Source organism: Trinickia terrae (assembly GCF_005144415.1).
Classification (GTDB): domain Bacteria; phylum Pseudomonadota; class Gammaproteobacteria; order Burkholderiales; family Burkholderiaceae; genus Trinickia_A; species Trinickia_A terrae.
Genome location: NZ_SWJE01000017.1, coordinates 99524 through 119994 on the forward strand (window position 1 = coordinate 99524; position 20471 = coordinate 119994).

Consider the following 20471-nt stretch of genomic DNA (forward strand, 5'->3'; position numbering starts at 1 on the left):
TGACGAATCAAGCGCGAAGTCAATCGTCCTTGGCGCGCGTCGCGTTGGCTTCGTCGATCAGGCGGGACATCTCGACAGCCTTCTCGATCGTCTTGTCGTAGTGGAAATGCAGCGTCGGCACGGTGTGGATGTGCAGGCGCTTGAAGAGCAGATTGTGCAGATGGCCGGCCGCGTGGTTGAGCGCGGCTTGCGTCGCTTGTGCGTCGCCGGTCAGCGTCGTGAAGTAGACCTTCGCGTGCGCGTAGTCGGGCGTAAGCTCGACGCTCTGGATCGTGACGAGCCCGATGCGCGGGTCCTTGACCTCGCGCATGATGAGCTCAGACAGATCGCGCTGGATCTGGTCGGCGATCTGGACGTTGCGGTTCGGACTGGTGCGTTTTTTCGGCATGATGATTCCGTGATTCGGTTCGGACGCGTTCAGGCTGCTCACGGGCTTTCTGCCATGCAACAGGCAGTAGGACGCCCGGAGCATTACTCGGGTCGACAAAAAAAGGCGGAACGGGCCAGCGCCCGCTCCGCCCTTCGAGCCCTCGCGCCGGTTGTTACAGCGTACGCGCGACTTCCGTGACTTCGAACACCTCGAACTGATCGCCTTCAAGGATATCGTTGAAGTTCTTGATCGACATGCCGCACTCGAAGCCTTGGCGCACTTCCTTGACGTCGTCCTTGAAGCGCTTGAGCGAATCGAGCTCGCCGGTATGGACCACGACGTTGTTGCGCAGCACGCGCACCGACGAACTGCGCTTGACGACGCCGTCGGTGACCATACAGCCCGCCACCGAGCCGACCTTCGGCACCTTGAAGACTTGGCGGACCTCGACCATGCCGGTCACGACTTCGCGCTTCTCCGGCGCCAGCATGCCCGACATCGCCGCCTTCACCTCATCCACGGCGTCGTAGATGATGTTGTAGTAGCGGATGTCGACACCGTTCGCTTCGGCGAGCTTGCGCGCCTGCGCATCGGCACGCGTGTTGAAGCCGATGATGACCGCCTTCGAAGCCGTCGCCAAATTGACGTCGTTTTCGCTGATGCCGCCAACCGCGCCGTGCACGACCTGCACGCGCACTTCGTCCGTCGACAGCTTGAGGAGCGCCTGCACCAGCGCTTCCTGCGAGCCTTGCACGTCGGCCTTGACGATGAGCGGCAGCGTTTGCACTTCGCCTTCGCCCATCTGCTCGAGCATGCTTTCGAGCTTCGCGGCCTGCTGCTTCGCGAGCTTGACGTCGCGGAACTTGCCTTGGCGGAACAGCGCGATTTCGCGCGCCTTGCGCTCGTCCGGCAGCACGATGACTTCCTCGCCCGCAGCCGGCACTTCCGACAAGCCTTGAATTTCGACCGGAATCGACGGACCCGCCGACTTCGTCGCCTTGCTGGTTTCGTCGAGCATCGCGCGCACACGGCCGTAAGCACTGCCGGCCAGCACGACGTCGCCGCGCGAGAGCGTGCCCGACTGCACGAGAATCGTCGCGACCGGGCCCTTGCCCTTATCGAGCTTGGCTTCGATCACGATGCCCTTGGCCGGCGCTTCGACCGGAGCCGTCAGTTCCAGCACTTCGGCTTGCAGCAGCACGTTTTCGAGCAGGTCGTCGATGCCCACGCCCGTCTTCGCCGACACCGGCACGAACGGCGAATCGCCACCGTACTCTTCCGGCACGACGCCTTCGGCGACGAGCTCCTGCTTCACGCGCTCGGGGTTCGCTTCCGATTTATCGATCTTGTTGATCGCGACGACGATCGGCACGCCGCCCGCCTTCGCGTGGGCGATCGCTTCCTTCGTCTGCGGCATCACACCGTCGTCGGCCGCAACCACGAGAATCACGATGTCGGTCGCCTTCGCGCCGCGCGCGCGCATCGCCGTGAACGCCTCGTGACCCGGCGTGTCGAGGAACGTGATGACGCCGCGCGGCGTATCGACGTGGTAGGCGCCGATGTGCTGCGTAATGCCGCCCGCTTCGCCCGCGGCCACCTTGGCGCGGCGGATGTAGTCGAGCAGCGAGGTCTTGCCGTGGTCGACGTGGCCCATGACCGTGACGACCGGCGGACGCGGCAGTTGCTCCGCATCGGTGACTTCACCCTCGACGAGCAGCGCTTCCGGATCGTCGAGCTTCGCCGCGACCGCGCGGTGCCCCAGTTCTTCGACGACGATCATCGCCGTTTCCTGGTCGAGCACCTGGTTGATCGTGACCATCTGGCCGAGCTTCATCATCACCTTGATGACTTCCGAAGCCTTCACCGACATCTTGTGCGCCAGATCGGCAACCGTGACCGTCTCCGGCACGTGCACTTCGCGCACGATCGGCTCGGTCGGCGCCTGGAACGACGTCGCGGCTTCCTGATGCTTGCCGCGGCCCTTCGGACCGCCGCGCCAGCCGCGGTCGACGCCGCCGCTGGAATCGCCGCGTGTCTTGATGCCACGGCGCTTGGCTGCGTCGTCCTGCCAGTTGCCGCCGCCCTTGCCGCCAGGGCCAGCCTTCTTCTTGTCGCCGCCTGCCGGAGCCGACGACGGTGCGGCGGCGGCCGCTGGAGCCGCCGCAGGCGCCTTCTTCCCGGCGGGACGCGCGCCGGCTTCGCCTGCCGGACGCGCCGGCTTGTGCAGCGTGCCCTTGGCTTCGGCGGTCTTGGCCGCCGCCGCTTCGGCCGGCTTGGCAGCGGGCGCGGGCTCGGGCGCCTTCACCTGCGCCTTGCGCGGCGTGTTCATCATTTCGCGAATCGCACGCGCTTCGGCTTCGGCCGCCGCGCGGCGCTTGCTGATCTCTTCCTGCTCGGCACGGGCCTTCTCGGCCGCGACGCGTGCCGCATCCTCGGCCTTCTTCGCTGCTTCGCGCTGGGCAGCGCGCTCCGCTGCCGCGCGCTCTTCATCATCGGCGGCCGTTCGCCCGGCCGCTTCGGCCTGCTCGCGGGCCGCCGCTTCGGCAACCGCAGCCGCACGCTTCTTCACGGATTCTTCTTCCTGGCGGCGACGCTCGGCCTCGGCAGCCTGCTCGCGCTCCTGGCGCTCAGCTTCCTCGCGGGCGAGGCGCTCCTGGCGCTCCTTCAATTCCAGCGCCTGCTTCTCGAGCAGCTCGGCCTCGCGGCGCGCCTCTTCCTCGCGGCGCTGCAGTTCGGCCTCTTCCGCCTCAGCTGCATGATTCGATGCTTCCATGCCCGCTTCCGCGGTTTCGTCGCGCTTGACGAACACGCGCTTCTTGCGCACCTCGACTTGAATGGTGCGAGCCTTGCCCGTCGCGTCGGATTGCTTGATTTCCGACGTGTGCCGTTTGGTCAGCGTGATCTTGCGCTTGTCCGCGTCGGTCGAGCCGTGCGACTTGCGCAAGTGGTCGAGCAGACGCGACTTGTCGGTCTCGGACAAGACATCGTCTTCGCTCGCTTTCTGTACGCCGGCCGCCTGGAGCTGCTCGAGCAGCACGCCAGCAGGCATTTTGAGTTCCGCGGCAAATTGGGCTACGTTGTTACTCGCCATTCATTCCTCTTAGTGCAAGGACCGATTCCTTGCGGTTAGCATCGGGTCATGCGGCCAGCGGGCCGCCATCAAATCAGTGCGCCATGGTCATTTCTCTCAAGAAAGGGCCGGGCCGTTCCAAGGTCTTCATTGGAACCAGTGTTCGCGTGCTTTCATGATCAGCGTCTTCGCTGTTTCCTCTTCCATTCCCGTCATCTCGACCAGCTCGTCGACCGCCAGCTCGGCAAGATCGTCGCGCGTTTGAATCTGGTGTTCGGCCAGCTTCGCGAGCAGGTCGGCGTCCATGCCGTCCAGGCTCTTCAGATCGAGCGCGACGTTTTCGACCTTCTCCTCGTTCGCGATCGCCATCGTCAGCAAGGCATCGCGCGCGCGATTGCGCAGTTCGTGCACGGTGTCTTCGTCGAACGCTTCGATTTCGAGCATCTCGTTGAGCGGCACGTAGGCGATCTCTTCGAGACTCGTGAAGCCTTCGTCGATCAGGATGTCGGCGACTTCTTCGTCGACGTCGAGCCGCGCCATGAACAGGTCGCGCAGCTCGCCGCGCTCCTGGTTCTGCTTCTGCGCCGACTCGTCCGGCGTCATGATGTTGATCTGCCAGCCGGTGAGCTCGCTGGCAAGGCGCACGTTCTGGCCGCTGCGGCCGATCGCGACTGCCAGCTCGTTTTCGTCGACGACGACGTCCATCGAATGCTTTTCTTCGTCTACGACGATCGACTGCACGGCTGCCGGCGCGAGCGCGCCGATGACAAACTGGGCGGGATCTTCCGACCATAGCACGATGTCGACGTTTTCGCCACCGAGCTCATTGCGCACGGCCTGCACGCGCGAGCCGCGGATGCCGACGCAGGTGCCGATCGGATCGATGCGCTTGTCGTACGCGATCACACCGATCTTCGCGCGCACGCCGGGATCGCGAGCGGCAGCCTTGATCTCGAGGAGGCTTTGCTCGATCTCCGGCACTTCCATCTCGAACAGCTTCATGAGGAACTCGGGCGCCGTGCGCGAGAGCTCGATCTGCGGACCGCGCGCGGTGCGATCGACCTTCGCGATATAGGCGCGCACGCGGTCGCCCACGCGCAGGTTTTCCTTCGGGATCAGCTGGTCGCGGCGCAGCAGTGCTTCGACGCGGCCCGACTCGACGACGAAATTGCCCTTGTCTAGACGCTTGACCGTGCCGGTCATGATCTTTTCGCCGCGCTCGAGGAAGTCGTTCAGGATCTGCTCGCGCTCGGCGTCGCGGACCTTCTGCAGAATCACCTGCTTGGCCGCCTGCGCGCCGATGCGGCCGAATTCGATCGACGGAACCGGATCTTCGATGTAGTCGTCGACTTGCGCCTCGGGTTGCTGCTCGCGCGCTTCGAAAAGCAGGATTTCCTGATCCGGCTCCTGCAGGCCCGCTTCGTCCGGCACGACGCGCCAGCGGCGATACGTTTCGTGTTCGCCGCTTTCGCGATCGATATGGACGCGGATATCCACGTCTTCTTCGAAGAGCTTCTTGGTGGCCGAGGCGAGAGCCGCTTCGAGCGCAGCGAACACGACATCCTTATTGACGTTCTTTTCGCGTGCCAGCGCATCCACCAGCATCAACACTTCGCGACTCATTGTTTGCGGCTCCTAAAGTCAACGTGCGGGACGAGGCGCGCTTTATCGATATCCGCGAGCGTGAAATCGAGCATCGCGGCGCCTTCCTTCCCTTCAAATTCCAAACCGATCGTTTCGCCGTTCGGCGCATGCAGGATGCCCCGGTACGATTTGCGCCCGTCCAACGGCTTCTTCAATGTAATGACGGCCTCGCTGCCCGCGAAGCGTTCGAAATCCGCCAGCTTCTTCAGCGGACGATCGAGTCCCGGCGACGATACTTCGAGCCGCTCGTAATCGATGTTTTCGACTGTCAGAACGTGCTGGAGCTGACGTGTGACTTTTTCGCAGTCTTCGATCGCGATGCCGGACGGCTGGTCAATGTAGACGCAGAGCATGCCGCGTCCGGTACGCTCGAGATCGACCAGTTCGTAGCCCAGACCCAAGACCGTGGTTTCTATCAGTTCCGTCAGTTGCACAATGCCCTCTAAGGTGTACGCGCACAGCCCTTCGCCCTATCGCGTTCACCTTCGGGCCGCGCGCCAAGCCGGCGCACGGAAATGGTGTGTGCTGCCCGAGATGCCGAACCGTACCGCCAAAAAAAAATGGGCTTCACGCCCATCTTTTTCTAACCGGTGGTCGCACCTGAGCCGCACGTTGATGCCACCTTATTGCTGCCAAGTCAGAGACCTACCGCGGTGACCAAGCCAGATGCCGCACGCCCAGCGACTTCGCGATTGTAGCATTTTTCGGCACGAACGCAAACCGCTCGCCGAGGTTTCACGCGCTTGACGCTTGATTTCGCAGCATGTTTCGTGCGATTTGGCGAAACATGCGTGCCCGGCATGAGGTAATCGGGAAACCACCGAGGAGCAACGCGCCGGACGAGAAAGCGCGAAACGCGCGTTGCCTCGACCGGTTAGCGGCCGCGCGAGCGATTGCGCGGCGTCTGGCGTTGCGCGCCACCGGCCGGCGCACGGTTGCCGTTGCCCTGGCCGCGATTGCCGCCGCCCGGAGCGCGATTGCCGTTGACGTTGCCCGAGGCGCGCTTGCCGGTGCTGCCTGTGCCGCTGGTCGGCGCACGGTTGCCGTCGACGTCGCCACGCCGCCCGCCCGGGTTCTGGCCGCGGCCGCCGCCGCGATTGTTGCCGTAGCCGCCCGGTCCGCCGGTGCCGGAACCGAAACCACCCTGCCCGCCGCCGAAGCTGCCCGCCGCACCGCGCCGGCCGCCACGCTGAGGCTGCTCCATACGGCCATGAGCGGTCAGCACCGGCTCACGGCTGATGAAGCCCATCGAGGTCTGCATCGGGTCCGGCTGGCGACGATCCTGCGCCGCATTGCGGCCGTGCTGTTTCTCTTCGGCCGGAGCCTTCAACCCGACCGACGCCATCAGGCTGCGCACCTGATTGTCCTCGAGCTCCTCCCAGCGGCCGCGCTTCAAGCCGCGCGGCAGCAGGATCGGGCCGTGCCGCGTGCGGATCAAGCGGCTCACCATCAGGCCGACCGCCTCGAACATGCGCCGCACTTCGCGGTTGCGCCCTTCGGCAAGCGCCACGTGATACCAATGGTTCGTGCCTTCGCCGCCGCCATCGCGAATGCGCAGGAAGTTGGCGGGACCGTCCTCGAGCTCGACGCCGTGAAGGAGCTTCTGCCGCGAGCCTTCGCTCAGTTCGCCAACGACGCGCACCGCGTACTCGCGCTCCACGCTGTAGCGCGGATGCATGAAGCGATTCGCGAGATCGCCCGACGTCGTCAGCATCAGCAGACCTTCCGTATTGAAATCGAGCCGGCCGACCGCGAGCCATTTGGCGGTCTTCATCGGCGGCAGCTTGTCGAACACGGACGGACGCCCTTCGGGATCCGCGTGGCTGACGATTTCCCCAGTCGGCTTGTGATAGAGCAGGACGCGCGGCGGCTTGCTCTGCAGCTTGCGCTTGACCGGCTTGCCGTTAATGCGGACTTGATCGGTCGGCATGATGCGCTGGCCGATGTGCGCCGGCTCGCCGTTCACCGAGACCCGGCCCGCGACGATCAACTCTTCCATCTCGCGACGCGAGCCCATGCCCGCTTCGGCCAGCACCTTGTGCAGTTTCGGCGCATCGTCGTCCGGTGCGAGCACACGCTTTTGCTGCGTCTGGCGGCCGCGTCGCAGCATCGGTGCGCGCACGCCGCCCGTGCTGCTGTTGTCCGCATCGAAGGCGGGCGAAGTCACATAGGAGAACAGGTCGTCCTGCGCTGCAGCGCCCGCTTCGGGAGCGGTCTCCGCGCGCTTGTTCTGGCGATTGCCGCCTTCGCGCTTGGCTCCGGCCTGCTTGCGCGGACCTTTGGCGCCCGCTTCCCTGCGCGGCGCGCGCGCCGGCGACGGCGCGGCAGCCTCGCCGTCGGACGGCAACTCGGCCACGGCGCCCGCCGGCTGGACCGGCGCGTTTTCCGCGCCCTTGGTCTTCGCCGCCGCGCGGCGGCGCGCGATCAGGCTGCGCGGACCGCGCCGCAGGCCGCGGCGAGGCCGCTCCTCGTCGCTCGCTTCCGCGTTGGGCGTTGTGCGCTCGGCATCGCCGGACGACGCCTGGGGCTCGCGGGCGTCGCGATCCTCGCGCGCACGGCGCGCCGCTTCGACAGCGTGCCCGGATTCAGACGAATCGGTGTCGTGGGTAGTAGTCAAAACAACCTCTAGTGTCAGGTCGCGCACGCCCATTGCGAGCGCGGCTGGTGTTCGGTCACGTCAAGCGCTGCGCGACGCGGCTTCGTCGTCGGTAAATACGCTTGCGTCCTGCGTGGCGTCACCGCGATCCTCCGGATCGCCGTGCGTCACATGCGCCGGGTCAGGCTCGATTGTTTGCTCCGCGTCGGCGCTAAACGAATTCGAGTCATGCGCCGTTGCTGCCAGATCAACCTCGGCGCGATCGGCGTTGTCTTTATCTGCCTGCGTCACGACCCGCGTTGCGGCGTCATCGGCGTGCAGTTCAACGGTTGCTTCGGCGTCAGACGATTCGCGCCCGGCAACCGTTTCGATACGCTCGCCCGGTTCCGCGGCGTTCGTTTGTACATCAGTCCGCTCTTGGAGATCGGATGCAGCGGCCGTCTCGCCTTCAGCGGGGGCACCTGTCTCTCCATCCGGAAACTCGATCGCGTGCTGCGCCAGCAGATTCGCCTCGATCTCACCTGCCGGGTCGTTGAGCGCGGGCAACTCGTCGAGCGCCTTCAGGCCGAGATCGTCGAGAAACTGCTTGGTCGTGGCATAAAGCGCCGGACGGCCAGGCACGTCCCGATGGCCGATCACTTCGATCCAGTTGCGGTCCTCGAGCTGCTTCACGACCTGCGTATTCACCGTGACGCCGCGAATCTCTTCGATGTCGCCGCGCGTCACAGGCTGCCGGTATGCCACGATGGCCAGCGTCTCGAGCACCGCGCGCGAATATTTCGGCGGCTTCTCGGGATGCAGGCGATCCAGATAGGTACGCATCGCAGGCTTGCTTTGAAAGCGCCAGCCGGAGGCCAATCCGACAAGCTCGACGCCGCGCCCCGACCAATCCTGCCTCAGGTCTTCGAGCAACGCGCGAACCGTATCTGCCGACACGCCGTCGGCAAAGAGCTTGCGCAAATCACCGATCTTGAGCGGCTCCTGCGCGCAAATCAAAGCAGTCTCGAGGACGATCTTCGCCTCTTGGGTATTCATGCAGCTAGGCCAGACCCTGTGGTCAAACGGACCGGATCAAACAGACGATATGGAACTGAAGACGCGCTCGCCCGATTCTGATCGGTCATATTGATGGGAGCACGGACCGGGGGGTGGCGAATCGTACCGCTTATCAAGCCAAACCCAGCCGGACAGAGCAGCGCGATTCCGAAATGGAATCGCGTGACTGAACGCAATCTTACGCAAAAATATTCGGTGCGTAAAGAACGGCGCCCGCGATTCACCTGCGCGCGAGAAAGCGCCGCAGCCGCTCGACGCCGCGATCGAGCCGCGCCGGATCGCATGCATAGCACCAGCGCACGAAGCCCTCGCCTTCCGCGCCGAATGCACTCCCCGGCGCAAGCCCTAGGCCGACTTCGCGCACGAGCGCCTTACAGAGATCGAGGCTGTGTCCGGCGCCCGGCAGCGTGAAGAATAGATACATCGCGCCCAGCGGCGCTTTGACATCGACGCCGGCGATCTGGGAGAGCTCACCGACCAAGTGGTCGCGCGAGGCGCGCAGGCTCGCGGCCAACTCCTGCGCGAACCGCTCGCCTTCGCGCACCGCAGCGATGCCGGCCTGCTGCACGAAAGCCGGCGCACAGGACGTGTTGTATTCGATGAGCTTGGACAGATCGTCCATCAGCGCGCTGGGCGCCACGATCCAGCCGAGCCTCCAGCCGGTCATCAGCCATGCCTTGGAAAACGAGTTCACACAAATCACGCGTTCGTCGCGCGCCGCCAGATCGAGGAAAGACGGCGCGCTTGCCGTGACGCCTGCATCATCGCCGTAGTAAAGCCGCTCGTAGACTTCATCGGCGACGATCCAGATGCCGTGGCGCCGGCAATGCTCGAGCACCGCGCGCTGGTCGTCGCGCGCCATCACCCAGCCGGTCGGGTTGTTCGGCGAGTTCAGCATCAAAAGCCGCGTATCGGGCGTCAGCGCCGCCAGCAGCCGCTCGACATCGAGCGTCCAGCCATGCGCACCGTAGTCCAGCGACACGGTCTCGACGCTTGCGCCAAGGATCTTCGGGATCTCGACGAGATTCGGCCACAGCGGCGTGACCGCGACCACGCGATCGCCCGCGCCGACGACCAGCTGCGCCGCCAGCATCAGCGCGTTGACGCCCGCGCTCGTCACCGCGATGCAATCGGGGGATGTCGCGCCGTGCAACGCGCTCACGTACTCGGAGAGCGCCTCGCGCAGCGGCGCAATGCCGAGGTTGTGCGTATAGAACGTGGCGCCGGCGGCGAGCGCGTCACCCGCTGCATCACGGATGAACTGCGGAGTCACCTGATCCGATTCGCCGAACCAGAACGGCAGAACGTCGGCGACGCCGAAACCGGCGTTCGCGACCTCGCGGATCTGGGACGGACGCAGCGCCCGCACGGCGTCGCGAGCGCTCGGCGCGCCGTGGCGAATTACGGTCTCGCTCATTGGGGTCCTAATGGAGGGCTCGGGAGAAAAGCATGCAGTGTAGCGTGCGCTGAACGAACGCGCGCTCGGACGAAATCGACGCGGGAGGACGCCGGACCGGCGCCGTGCGCCGCCATCGATCCATGCGCCGTCCGCCCTAGCCAAGGTCTTCGACCCGCGCGGGAAGCTGCCGGATCAAGCCCCAAACCGCCTCGGCCGCGGGCGACAGCGAACGGTCCCGGCGCCGCACCAGGTCGACGGTGCGCTCCGCGCGCGGCACGAGCGGCCGCGCGACGAGCGAGGTGTCGGCGGGTGCCGGCAGCGCCAGCCACGGCAGCACGCTCACGCCGACGCCCGCCTCCACGAGCCCGAACACGGTAGCCGTGAATCCCAGCTCCTGCACGATTGGCGCGCTCACGTGCTGCTCGGCCAGCACAGCGTCGATCAAGGGACGGCTGCCCGATGCCTGGTCGAGCATCACGAGACGCTGCCCGTCCAGCGCGCTCCACGAAACGCTCGCCTGAGCCGCCAAAGGATGATCGGCCCGGGCGACGAAGCAGAATGAATCCGTCATCACCGTCTCGCTGACCAGATCCTCCGCGCCGTGCGGCCCGATGATGACCCCGAAATCGGCCTCGCCCGACTTGACCTTGCGCATCACGTCGGCCTGCACGTCGTCACGCAAGCCGAGTGTGATGTAAGGAAACCGCTTGCCGCACGCCGCGATGACTGGCGGCATCACCCGGCACGCGACTGTCGGGCTCGCCGCGACCACGACCCGGCCGCGCCGCTGCTCGCCGATCTCGCGAATTTCGCGCAAGGCCTCGTCCAGATCGGTCAAGAGGCGCGAGACGCTCGCGATCAGGTTTGCGCCGACATCGGTCAGTTGCACCTCGCGCGTCGTCCTGTCAATCAGTTTCAAGCCGATCTCACTTTCGAGCTCCCGCACGCAGCGGCTCACGGCGGATTGCGTGAGCCCGATCTCGTCGCCCGCGCGGCTGAAGCTTTCCTGGCGCGCGACTTCAATAAATACGCGCAACTGCCGCAACGTGACATTCATTTATCGGCCTCATCAATGTGCGCTACCGATGCAATTCTATTGCCAACGGTTCGAACTGAGACGTCAGCAGTCGTTTCCCGCAGCGCAACAATCGGGCGCAAACGCACGCCCGGCGGGCCGACTGCACAAGATTGGTGATAGCCCTTATTTTCCGGATGGTCATTTTGGCGTCTTATACGCCCCTAGCTGACTTCCGTGTGGCCTTCTGCCAAGCGCCTTGGAGGCAGTCGCAAAGCAGATGGCACGCTTCGTGCATTGATGGGTGCACTGGCCGGCGCCGCCCGCGGATCGACGAAATCATCGACCGCCGCGGTCTGCCCCGGCCCCCTGGCACCCGGTCACGGGTGCCTCCAGAGTGCGCAGCACGGGGCAGCGCACCGGAGTTAGCTTCGCTGAGGTGAGGACATGATGCTGTTCGACGATTTGAGAGATAACGAGTGGGCGCTGGTCGAGGCGTTGTTCTGCGCGGAGCCTGCACGCAGCGAGCGGCGCGGTCGCCCGCGTGTGGAAGCCCGTGCAGTCGTAAATGCGGTGCTGTGGGTGCTGTCGACGGGCGAAGGCTGGTCGAAGCTGCCGGGCCGCTACCCGTCCCCGCCGACCTGCCGGCGCCGTTTCGACGAGTGGCAAGCAGACGGCACGCTTGCAGAGATCGTGAAGCGTCTTAGCACGAGCGGCCGCCAGATTTCACTGCGCGGACGCATCGGCGCAACCGCCGTGAAGACGCCGGCGCCGCCGAGCCGGGATCGCCTGCGCGGCGCATTCTGGACCAATCCGGAATCCTGGCGCGCGCCAGTCAAGATGGCTTGATTCGAATTGCAGCCGGGCGCCTGCGGGCGCCCGGTTCGCATCAGGCGGCCGCTGCGGCGAGGTGCCGCAAGCCCCCTGCTGGTGCGCACGCTCTCGCACCAGCCATTCCCCCTCATCACTGCGGTTCAAGCTCCGCGCCGGCGTTCCGCCAGGCAGCGCAAAGCGTGCACGCCAGACATTCAGCGTTTGGCGAAACATCTATTTACCATTATTTACAACGCGCTTTCGCCCACCCGCTTACTTTACGAGTATGCGAACAAGCCGCCGCTTTGCGCGGTTTGATAGTGGTGGATGGGTCAGAGTAAGTGCTGAAGCGCTAGCTCCGATCAACACAGGAGCCAACCATGAAATCAGTGTCACTGCTTCTGTGCGGTGTGGTGGTTTCATTGGCTACTGTTGCCGCACAGGCCCAGCATTCTCCTCGCGATTGGGGCCGTCAGCCGAACGGCACGACGCCCCAGTCGGCGCCCTCCAGGGATGACGCGCGCAGCCGTCAACTCAACCCGACCGTGCCGCGCGGCGATTTGCGCGGCGATATTGCCAGCAACGCGCGGATGCGCGCCGACCCCTCTCGCAACGAAAACCGCCAACAGCCGTGACGCGTCGCGAAAATAGCGGGAACCACCCGGCACGGGCGAAGTCGGAGTAATTGCCATGAGCACAGCGTGGCAGCAGCAAATATCCGGTAGCCCGTATCCTCGCGATACGGGCTTTTTTTCGCACAATGACTCAACCTCAAGCCGTGCCGCGCCGAATCGCTTCCTTTGCAGCGAAGGCCGGCACAGCCGAAAGCACTAGGAACGCGCTTCCAGCGCAGCCGCGACAAGAGCGTCGCCTAACGCGTAGTCGTGCATGCGCTGCGCTTCCCAACCGAGCGTGCGCTCGTCTCGCGCGAGACGAGCAAACTCGGCGCGCCCCTTGTCGGTCAGAACGGCGATGTCGACGGGTGCATGAAAGCCCGGCGCCGGGGCGACGGTCCGTTGGCGAACGGTATCCATCAAGCCAAGACCGCGGAGATATTCGAAGACATTGGGGCGCTTTGCCCAAGGGACCTGCCGATATTGCACTCGTCTGAGCGCTTCGAGTACCGCTTCGTTGGAATACGTGGTCATCTCGACTCTTTCTTAAAGTGCAGCCATGACACGGCTTTCCACGGCGTAACGCCGCGCTGCCGCTGACGCCCGGCTACGCCGCACGAGCCGGGGGTTGTCAGCCCGGCCGGTTCGGCGCCACCGTCATTCCAAGGTACCGCCTATAATTTCGAGCTCCCCGCTCGAGCGCGCGTGAAGCGCACTCCTCATGGCGCTGCAATACGCCGGAAATCGGCGTGATGGAAGATCCACGAATTGTCTCGAAGCTGTTACGTTACTCCAACTCAATTGACCTTATTCACTTTATTCGCGCTTTTTTTCGCGGTTTTCCTGCTATGGCGCCGCGCTCGGGCGGCCATCGCGATAGCGAGCATCGCGATTTTCTGGCTGCTGGCGGCGGGCTGGCTCGCCGCTCCGCTACTCGAGTGGGCGCAGCCCAGCATCCGCCAGGCGGCCGAACCGGACTTCGCGCCGCGCACCGCGCTGATCGTGCTCGGCACCGGAACCGAACACAGCAGCGACGGCACCCTCGTTCCCAAGCCCGACGCCTTTCCGCGCATGGCCAAGGCGGCAGCGCTCTACGCCGAATGCAAGCGTCGCGAGCCGACTTGCAGGGTCATCGTGAGCGGCGGCAATCCGCAGCGGCACGAGACAAGCGAAGCCGATAATTACGCACCCTATCTGTTGCGTCTTCATGTCGAAAACACCGACCTGTTGCTCGAAAACACCAGCCGCAACACCTACGAAAACGCACGCAATGCCGCTAGTATGTTACGCGGCGAACGTTACGATTCTTTGATGCTCGTCACCTCGGCCTATCAGATGCCGCGCGCCTTGCTCGATTTCGAGCGCTTCGGGTTCGCGCCGCAACCTGTCGTATCGAATGCGCGGCATGCCCGGCTCGGCGTGCTGCCCCGCTTCAGCAATCTGGTCAATGCCGAAATCGCGCTGCACGAATTGATCGGAATCGCACAGTTCCATGTTTATCGCGCCATCGGGTGGTTTTGAAAAAGGTAAGCCGCAAACGCCGTGCCTGCGAACCATCGCCATTTAGTTCGGACTCCAGCCTTTTCCACCCACCCCTCTCGACAAAGCCGAAGATGCCTCACACCGGGCCCACAATATGCTGCTCGTCTCATCGAGGCACACACGTCAGGGTTTTGCCACACTTGTAACCAAATGTAATGATCCGTCACTTTTCTCACACACCATCTGTTGAAAGTCAGATAGATCGCTAGAATGCAGTGTCCAGCCGGACAGGCATTCCATTTGGGCCCCTTACCAACTAACCACCCTGCACGGAGGTATTCATGAAGAAAGTATCCCTGGCTATTTTGGTTTCATTGTCGGCGTTGGCAGGCGCAGCTTATGCGCAAACCGATAAAGGCATCACGGAAAGCACGGACCCGGCAAAGGCCGCCGACATCGAGCAGCGCGCTCAGGCACTGCAGTCTCAGCAGGAAGCCATGCCCCACGAGACCGAGATGACGCACAAGCCGATGATGAAGCATCATCACAAGAAAGCTATGTCGAAGAAGGATGAAGCCGCTCCGGCAAAGGGCGCCAGCGAGTAATCCGCACGGCGCGCGCCGCAAAGCCCATTCTCGCGAAAAGCCGAAGCCGGTCACGCCGGCTTCGGCTTTTTTGTCGGTACGCGCCGGGCTGCCTCAAGCGTACTGACCTCCTCATTGAAGGGCAGCGAACGTGTCGGCCGGAGTAAGTGCTTCAGCACTTACTTCGGCCCCAAGCAGGGCGCCTACTCCGGTCCCATGCAAAGCAAGAGAGCGTGGAGGCAGTCTATTTGCGGCGGCAATGCGCCGGTATGCTACAGTCGCGCACCGAACTTTCCCAACCCGTGCGCACCCCGGTGCGGAGGACAGAATGAGCAACATCCAGCTGGATATCGAATGGACCGAAGCCGCATCCCGCAAGATCGAGAAATTGATGCCGCGCGGCTCGCAAGACGCGTTTCTCGCGTTGCCGCCGGTCGAGTGCCTGCCGATGGAAGGCGATGTGCTGTTCCTCGGTCCGGACGGCAAGCAGCAGCCGTTCATCGTCGCGGAACGGCAGTATCACCATGACGGCGACGCCGACTGGACCATCATTCTGATTCTCGACGTGCCGCACGCCGCGCATTGAGGCGCACGGTTCGTTTTGCGTTCACGCGGAAACTGTCGTCGCGTGAACCGGATGCTCGATAAAAAGCCCGCCTCGTTTCCAAGGCGGGCTTTTGTCATAGGCCGGATTCAGGCGCTTTACCGCTCGCTCAACGCAGCTGGTCGATCACGAGCCCCATGATTTCCTTGGCCGGTCGCGACGTGTCGATCTCGCCCTTGTCGTCCACGACCGCGACACGCGTCTGATTCGGCGTCACCGCGCGAACGTTGACGCGGTACTGCTTCGCCTCCTTCTCCTTCCGGCCATGGAAGACCTGGTTCCAAAAGCCCTGCTCGTCCGAGCTCAGGTCCTTCGGATCGACGTAGCGAATGTAGTACAGGCCGCGAGTGCGATCGACATCGTCGACCGTGAAGTTGCTGCGGTCGAGCGCAAGGCCCACGCGCAGCCACGCACGATCATACGGCTCGCTGAGCGTGAGCTCGGTCGACGTATATTGGCCGTTGGCCGCGGTCGAATCCGCCGGCGCCGGGGTCTTGGCCGCCTGGGCGACGTTTTGCGCGGCGATGGCTGCCGTGCCCGCCGCCGGCGCGCTCGGCTTCGCCGCAGCAGGGGCAGCCGGCGCGACCTGCGCGCCGCTCGGCGGCTGATCCGCTGCCGCGCCCAGGTCGCCGCGCGAATCCGCCCGGCCGAGCGCCGCCATCAACCGCTTCAGGTATTCGGTCTCGAGCGCCGGGTCGTTCGGCTTGGCCTGCCATTCGGTCGAGTCGCTGTTCGCGCCCGAGAGCGCCTCGCGCAAGCCTTTCTGGCTGATGAACACATAGGTGCCGCCGTTCGGCGCCGCTTCGAGACGCGTGCGGTACTTGTTGCGCTCGGCCGCCACGTATGAATTGCCCATCGCCTTCGTCAGCGTATTGCGGATCAGGCCTTCGTTGATCGACGGACGCGTTTCGTTCCAGTCGGTCTCCATCACGTGCTTGTCGCGCTGGTCGACGACGAGCAGGAAACCTTGCTCCTGCCAGAAGCGGCGCACCTGCGGCCAGACGTCGTCGGGCGACTTGCTGTCGATCACGAGCCAGCTTTCGGTGCCGTCGCGCTGGATATGCATGCCGGCGACGGGCGGGATCACGGTATCGGCCTTCGGCGCCGCCTGCTGGGTCTGCTGGAGGCTGGAAAGCGAGGTCGTGCCGCCCTGCGGAGGCAGCGAACGCTGATCGGACGTTTCCTCGAGCATGTTGGGCGGAACGGCAAGCGACACTTGCTTCGACTTCGAATCGCTCTTGTAGTCGACCTTGGTGGGCGACGGCGAACTGCAACCGGCGAGGAAACCGCCGGCCAACAGCAATGCTGCGAACCGCGAGGTAAAACGAAGATCAGTCATGTTCAGGGAATCCTTCCGCTAGGCCACGGCCATGTTTCCGTGGATCAACCGCGCATTTTACCGGTCCCGGGCGGGCCTGTGCAAAAAGCGGCCTGACCCGGCATACCGGGCAATCGAATGCCGGCTTGCCGGCGCGCGTTTCGTCCGGAACTTGGCGTCGGTTGCCTGCATTGCTACCGGGCCCCGCCATTCGCCGGAGCTGCCGCATCGATCTCTCAAACCATCGGATCAACCCGATTTGAGCATCCTATTTTCGAGACCAATTTAACGTTTCGCAAACTTCTGGGCAGCCTTGGCGGATACCGGAACAAGACGCCTCTTCCTTGCTGGGCAAGGCCTTGAGCCGGTCGTCGAGCGTTTTTTCGAGGCCGCGTCGTGCGGCGCCGCGGCCTTAAGGCCGCCTTGCGTACCGCGGGTGCTATCGTGAAAACACCATCTTAAAAATCAGACATATCAAAACGTTGGGGGGATAGCCATATGAGAAGCGTCACGCCTACGCTCGCCGCCCGGCTCGCCGCGCTTGTCGTGTCCGCAGCGACATGCGCCGCCAACGCCCAGTTGGGCGGCGCACGAGCGCCGTCTGCCGGACTCTCCACCAATGGCGCCCTCACCGCCCACGCGCTCGCCCAGCCGACCGGCGTCGACAGCGTCTTGAACGTCACGACGAGCGTCGACGACGGCGGGACGACGATCCGCGAATACACCACCCAAGCCGGCCAGATCGTCGCCTACACCTGGAGCGGGCCGACGATGCCCGATCTCCACACACTGCTCGGCGCGCGTTTCGAGGCCTTTCAAACCGGCGCCGCGAGCTCGCCGAGCCGGCATGCGGGCCATGTCGCCCGAGGCGACTTCATCGTGGAGTCGGGCGGGCAGATGCGCGGCTACATTGGCCGCGCGTGGCTACCGAACGCGCTGCCGGCCGGCGTCTCGATCGACGATCTTCGCTAGGAGACGCGCCATGCTCACCCAGATCGTGCGGGGAATCGCGCTTGGCGTCCTCGTCTGCGGCGCGCTGGCCGGATGCGGCGGCGGCGGTTCTGGTTCTTCGACTGCCGGGGCTGCATCGTCGAACCAGAACACCGGCAGCGGCTCCACACCGAACGCTGCGGACACGACGGTCACACCATCGACCACGCCCAACGTCCAGGCCGTCTTCGTCGCATCGACGCCGACCGGCACGCCCAACATGCTGATGACGAGCGTCACCGTGTGCGCGCCGAACACGTCGCAATGCCAGACGATCGACAACGTCCAGGTCGACACCGGCTCCTACGGCTTGCGGATTCTCGCCTCGGCGCTGACGTCGAACCTGGTCCTGCCCGCCGTGGCGTCCGGCAGCGGCGCCCCGGCCGCCGAATGCGCGGTGTTCGGCAGCGGCTACACCTGGGGCGCCGTGCGCAGCGCGGATGTCCGGCTTGCGGGCGAGCTCGCCGCGGCCATTCCGATCCAGGTGATCGGAGATGCATCGACGCCGACCGTCGCCTCCGACTGCGCCCAAACCGGCGTGCCCATGCAGGACAGCACCAGCCTGCGCGCCAGCGGCATCCTCGGCATCGGCCTCTTCGGCACGGATTGCGGCGCGTCGTGCGCGAACACCGCGCTGCCGCGCTGGTACTACGCATGTCCGGCGGGCGGCGCGTGCACCGCGAGCGCGCAGCCCATCGCGAACCAGGTCGTCAATCCCGTCAGCCGGTTCGCCTTCGACAACAACGGCGTGATCATCGACCTGCCCGCCGTCGCCGGCCTCGGCGCGCCGTCGGTCAGCGGCTCGATGATCTTCGGCATCGGCAGCCAGGGCAACAACGCGCTCGGCAACGCGACGGTGCTTCAGCCGAGCTCGTCGGGCGCCATCTACGTGACGAGCGTCGCGGGCGGCACCACGTACCCGCAAAGCTTTTTCGACACCGGCTCGAACGGGCTCTTCTTCGCCAGCGCGTCGCTCACGCAATGCAGCGCGTGGTATTGCCCGGCAACCGAGCAGGCCTTCTCGGCCACGTTCAGCGGCCAAAGCGGCAGCACCGCCTCGGCGACGTTCTCGGTCGCGAACCGCAGCACGCTGGTCGCCACCGGCAACGCGGCATTCGACAACCTGGCGGGCCCCATCGGCGGTGTCTTCGACTGGGGGCTTCCGTTCTTCTACGGGCGGCGCATCTTCACCGCGATCCAGGGGCAGCCGACGCCCGCCGGGCTCGGCCCGTTCTACGCGTTCTGACGCGGCCTTCCGCACCGCGCGGGCCCGTGCGGTGCGTGCGCTTGCATCAGGCGAGACGCGTGCTCAAATAAGCCGTCACGACCTTTTTGAACTCGGCGACGAGCTCGCGCCGCTCGCGCGGCTTCGCGTCGGCGTAGAGCGGATTCAGACCCTTGACCACTTGCAGCGTCACGTTGGCGATCCGTTTGGCCTCTTCGGCAGACAGCGCGGGATGATGCTGCCGGAATACCTTGGCGAAGCGCTCGCGCAAGCGGTCGCGCGCCGCGGGATCGCGCGCATAGGCGACCGGCGCGCTCAAGAGCGGGATGTAAGCCGGGTGCGCCTGCATGAACTCGATCAGCAAATCGAAGATCCGCTCGACGAGCTCGGCGACGGAAAGCCCCTCCGCCGCCGTCTCGAGCGTGCTCCAGCTCGCATCCATTTCGTTGGCGTACTGGACGCGCAGCGCATGGGCCAGCGCCTGCTTGTTCGGGAAATACTGATAGACGGCGCCAATCGACACCCCGGCGCGCTCGGCGACCTCTGTCATGGTGGCGGCGTCGTAGCCGCGCTCGGCGAACACCGCCGCGGCCACGTCGAGCAGCGACGCTACCCGGCGTTCCCCATGCGCGCGCTGCGGCACGCGCCTCTTGGTTTGCGAGCTATCTGAGACCATCCTCATATTTTAGGCGTATCATTCGACCTGAGGCTACCCTCAGATTAAGGAGCATCGCGTGAACCCCATTCCCTTCGATCCCAAGACCACTGCCCTCGTATTGATCGACCTCCAGCACGGCAATGTCGGGCGCCCGCTCGCGCCCTATTCCGGCAGCGCCGTGGTCGAGCGCTGCGCGAAGCTCGCCGAGAAGCTGCGCGAACAAGGCGGCACGATCGTCTACGTGCGCGTGAACGTGCATGAGCTGCTGCATCTGCCCGCCGACGCGCCGCTGCGCGCGCCGGGCTCGCCGCCGCCTCCCGCCGAGGCGTCCGAACTGGTTCCCGAAGCGGGCATGCAACCGTCGGATGTGGTGGTCACCAAGCGGCAATGGGGCGCGTTCTACGGCACGGATCTCGAGCAGCAACTGCGCCGGCGCGGTATCCGGACCTTGATGCTGGGCGGGATCGCAACGAACATAGGAGTGGAATCGACGGCTCGCGCCGCGTTCGATCAGGGCTACGAGCTGGTTTTCGTCGAAGACGCGATGACGAGCATCAGCGAGGACGCGCACCGCTTTGCCACGCAGCACATCTTTCCGCGCATGGGCTACGTGCGCTCGACGAGCGACGTGCTGGCGGCGTTGGGATAACGCTCTTCAGGCGAGCACCGCGCGCTTTGCGGCGCGGCGCCGCTCAATGCCGGCTTTCGCCGTGCGACAGGATGCGCGCGAGCGCGACCGATTTTGCGGCCTCCTCCGCTTCCTGGGCCGTGTCGAACGCACCGTTCGTCACATGGACGGCGTGCCAGCCGGCCTCATCCGCGGCGTCGCGGAAAATCCGGAACCGGGCGGCAAAGCCGCGCGGTGCGGCAGGAATCACTTCGATGTCGACGGAAGCGCCTTCGATTTGATGTCTCACGAAACCGTCCATGTCCGCCTCCGCTTTGTCACTGGCCTTGACTAAAAATCCTAGCACCATGTGGCCAGGATGGCAGGACCACCGACCAGGAGGAGCCGGCGGATGCGAGCGTGGCG

At 64.9% G+C, this 20471-nt stretch carries 20 protein-coding genes; 8 read left to right on the top strand and 12 right to left on the bottom strand.

Translation table 11 applies throughout. The features are described from left to right. Window positions 1-19 precede the first annotated feature (19 nt). From rbfA to FAZ69_RS27385, 8 genes are all read right to left on the bottom strand, one after another. Window positions 20-388 (bottom strand): 30S ribosome-binding factor RbfA, encoded by a 369-nt coding sequence (gene rbfA, locus FAZ69_RS27350; protein ID WP_136898223.1) that lies wholly within the window; start codon window positions 386-388, stop codon window positions 20-22. 154 nt (window positions 389-542) lie between these two features. Then, on the bottom strand, window positions 543-3461 hold the full coding sequence (gene infB, locus FAZ69_RS27355; RefSeq protein WP_136898224.1) for a translation initiation factor IF-2: 2919 nt from the start codon (window positions 3459-3461) through the stop codon (window positions 543-545). A gap of 126 nt (window positions 3462-3587) precedes the next feature. Further along, complete coding sequence (nusA, locus tag FAZ69_RS27360) at window positions 3588-5063, bottom strand: transcription termination factor NusA (RefSeq protein WP_136898225.1); 1476 nt, start codon at window positions 5061-5063, stop codon at window positions 3588-3590. Beyond that, entirely contained in the window at window positions 5060-5518 is a 459-nt protein-coding gene (rimP, locus tag FAZ69_RS27365) for a ribosome maturation factor RimP (protein ID WP_136898226.1), read from the bottom strand. Before rimP ends, nusA begins: the two co-directional genes overlap by 4 nt. Window positions 5519-5958: 440 nt before the next feature. After that, a complete protein-coding gene (gene rluB / locus FAZ69_RS27370) occupies window positions 5959-7701 on the bottom strand; it encodes a 23S rRNA pseudouridine(2605) synthase RluB (RefSeq protein WP_136898227.1) in 1743 nt (580 codons plus the stop codon). Window positions 7702-7761: 60 nt separating this feature from the next. Further along, complete coding sequence (scpB, locus tag FAZ69_RS27375) at window positions 7762-8715, bottom strand: SMC-Scp complex subunit ScpB (RefSeq protein ID WP_136898228.1); 954 nt, start codon at window positions 8713-8715, stop codon at window positions 7762-7764. 241 nt (window positions 8716-8956) lie between these two features. Next, window positions 8957-10153, bottom strand: coding sequence for a pyridoxal phosphate-dependent aminotransferase (locus FAZ69_RS27380; protein ID WP_136898229.1), 1197 nt, complete (start codon window positions 10151-10153; stop codon window positions 8957-8959). Between the two features lie 136 nt (window positions 10154-10289). Continuing rightward, on the bottom strand, window positions 10290-11192 hold the full coding sequence (locus tag FAZ69_RS27385; RefSeq protein ID WP_136898230.1) for a LysR family transcriptional regulator: 903 nt from the start codon (window positions 11190-11192) through the stop codon (window positions 10290-10292). A gap of 405 nt (window positions 11193-11597) precedes the next feature. Between FAZ69_RS27385 and FAZ69_RS27390 the strand changes: the two genes are divergently transcribed. Both FAZ69_RS27390 and FAZ69_RS27395 read left to right on the top strand, forming a co-directional pair. Continuing rightward, window positions 11598-11999 (top strand): transposase, encoded by a 402-nt coding sequence (locus FAZ69_RS27390; protein WP_136898231.1) that lies wholly within the window; start codon window positions 11598-11600, stop codon window positions 11997-11999. A 353-nt stretch (window positions 12000-12352) separates the two neighbouring features. Beyond that, entirely contained in the window at window positions 12353-12598 is a 246-nt protein-coding gene (locus tag FAZ69_RS27395) for a hypothetical protein (RefSeq protein ID WP_136898232.1), read from the top strand. Window positions 12599-12793: 195 nt separating this feature from the next. On the opposite strand, the gene FAZ69_RS27400 is transcribed toward FAZ69_RS27395, so the two are convergent. Further along, a complete protein-coding gene (locus FAZ69_RS27400; protein ID WP_136898233.1) occupies window positions 12794-13111 on the bottom strand; it encodes a hypothetical protein in 318 nt (105 codons plus the stop codon). Between the two features lie 267 nt (window positions 13112-13378). Between FAZ69_RS27400 and FAZ69_RS27405 the strand changes: the two genes are divergently transcribed. The 3 genes from FAZ69_RS27405 (at window position 13379) to FAZ69_RS27415 (ending at window position 15229) form a co-directional block, all read left to right on the top strand. Beyond that, window positions 13379-14098: a YdcF family protein gene (locus FAZ69_RS27405; protein ID WP_136898234.1), complete on the top strand. Its 720-nt coding sequence runs from the start codon at window positions 13379-13381 to the stop codon at window positions 14096-14098. 302 nt (window positions 14099-14400) lie between these two features. Further along, entirely contained in the window at window positions 14401-14664 is a 264-nt protein-coding gene (locus tag FAZ69_RS27410; protein WP_136898235.1) for a hypothetical protein, read from the top strand. 307 nt (window positions 14665-14971) lie between these two features. After that, window positions 14972-15229, top strand: a complete 258-nt coding sequence (locus FAZ69_RS27415; RefSeq protein ID WP_136898236.1) for a DNA-binding protein — start codon at window positions 14972-14974, stop codon at window positions 15227-15229. Between the two features lie 127 nt (window positions 15230-15356). Here the strand turns inward: FAZ69_RS27415 and bamC are convergent, their stop codons facing one another. Then, window positions 15357-16586 (bottom strand): NlpB/DapX family lipoprotein, encoded by a 1230-nt coding sequence (gene bamC, locus FAZ69_RS27420; protein WP_136898237.1) that lies wholly within the window; start codon window positions 16584-16586, stop codon window positions 15357-15359. A 477-nt stretch (window positions 16587-17063) separates the two neighbouring features. Here bamC and FAZ69_RS27425 point away from each other — a divergent pair, with 477 nt between their 5' ends. Both FAZ69_RS27425 and FAZ69_RS27430 read left to right on the top strand, forming a co-directional pair. After that, window positions 17064-17537, top strand: coding sequence for a DUF2844 domain-containing protein (locus FAZ69_RS27425; protein WP_136898238.1), 474 nt, complete (start codon window positions 17064-17066; stop codon window positions 17535-17537). Window positions 17538-17547: 10 nt separating this feature from the next. Then, complete coding sequence (locus tag FAZ69_RS27430; RefSeq protein ID WP_136898239.1) at window positions 17548-18801, top strand: DUF3443 domain-containing protein; 1254 nt, start codon at window positions 17548-17550, stop codon at window positions 18799-18801. 46 nt (window positions 18802-18847) lie between these two features. On the opposite strand, the gene FAZ69_RS27435 is transcribed toward FAZ69_RS27430, so the two are convergent. Next, the gene (locus tag FAZ69_RS27435; protein ID WP_240702484.1) at window positions 18848-19456 is read right to left on the bottom strand and encodes a TetR/AcrR family transcriptional regulator; all 609 of its coding nucleotides are present in this window, start codon (window positions 19454-19456) and stop codon (window positions 18848-18850) included. Between the two features lie 58 nt (window positions 19457-19514). Here FAZ69_RS27435 and FAZ69_RS27440 point away from each other — a divergent pair, with 58 nt between their 5' ends. Next, window positions 19515-20087 carry a hydrolase gene (locus tag FAZ69_RS27440; RefSeq protein WP_136898241.1) on the top strand — a complete coding sequence of 191 codons (573 nt, stop codon included), beginning with the start codon at window positions 19515-19517 and terminating at the stop codon, window positions 20085-20087. A gap of 43 nt (window positions 20088-20130) precedes the next feature. Here FAZ69_RS27440 and FAZ69_RS27445 read toward each other — a convergent pair whose 3' ends face one another. Continuing rightward, complete coding sequence (locus FAZ69_RS27445) at window positions 20131-20355, bottom strand: hypothetical protein (protein WP_240702485.1); 225 nt, start codon at window positions 20353-20355, stop codon at window positions 20131-20133. Window positions 20356-20471: the final 116 nt, after the last annotated feature.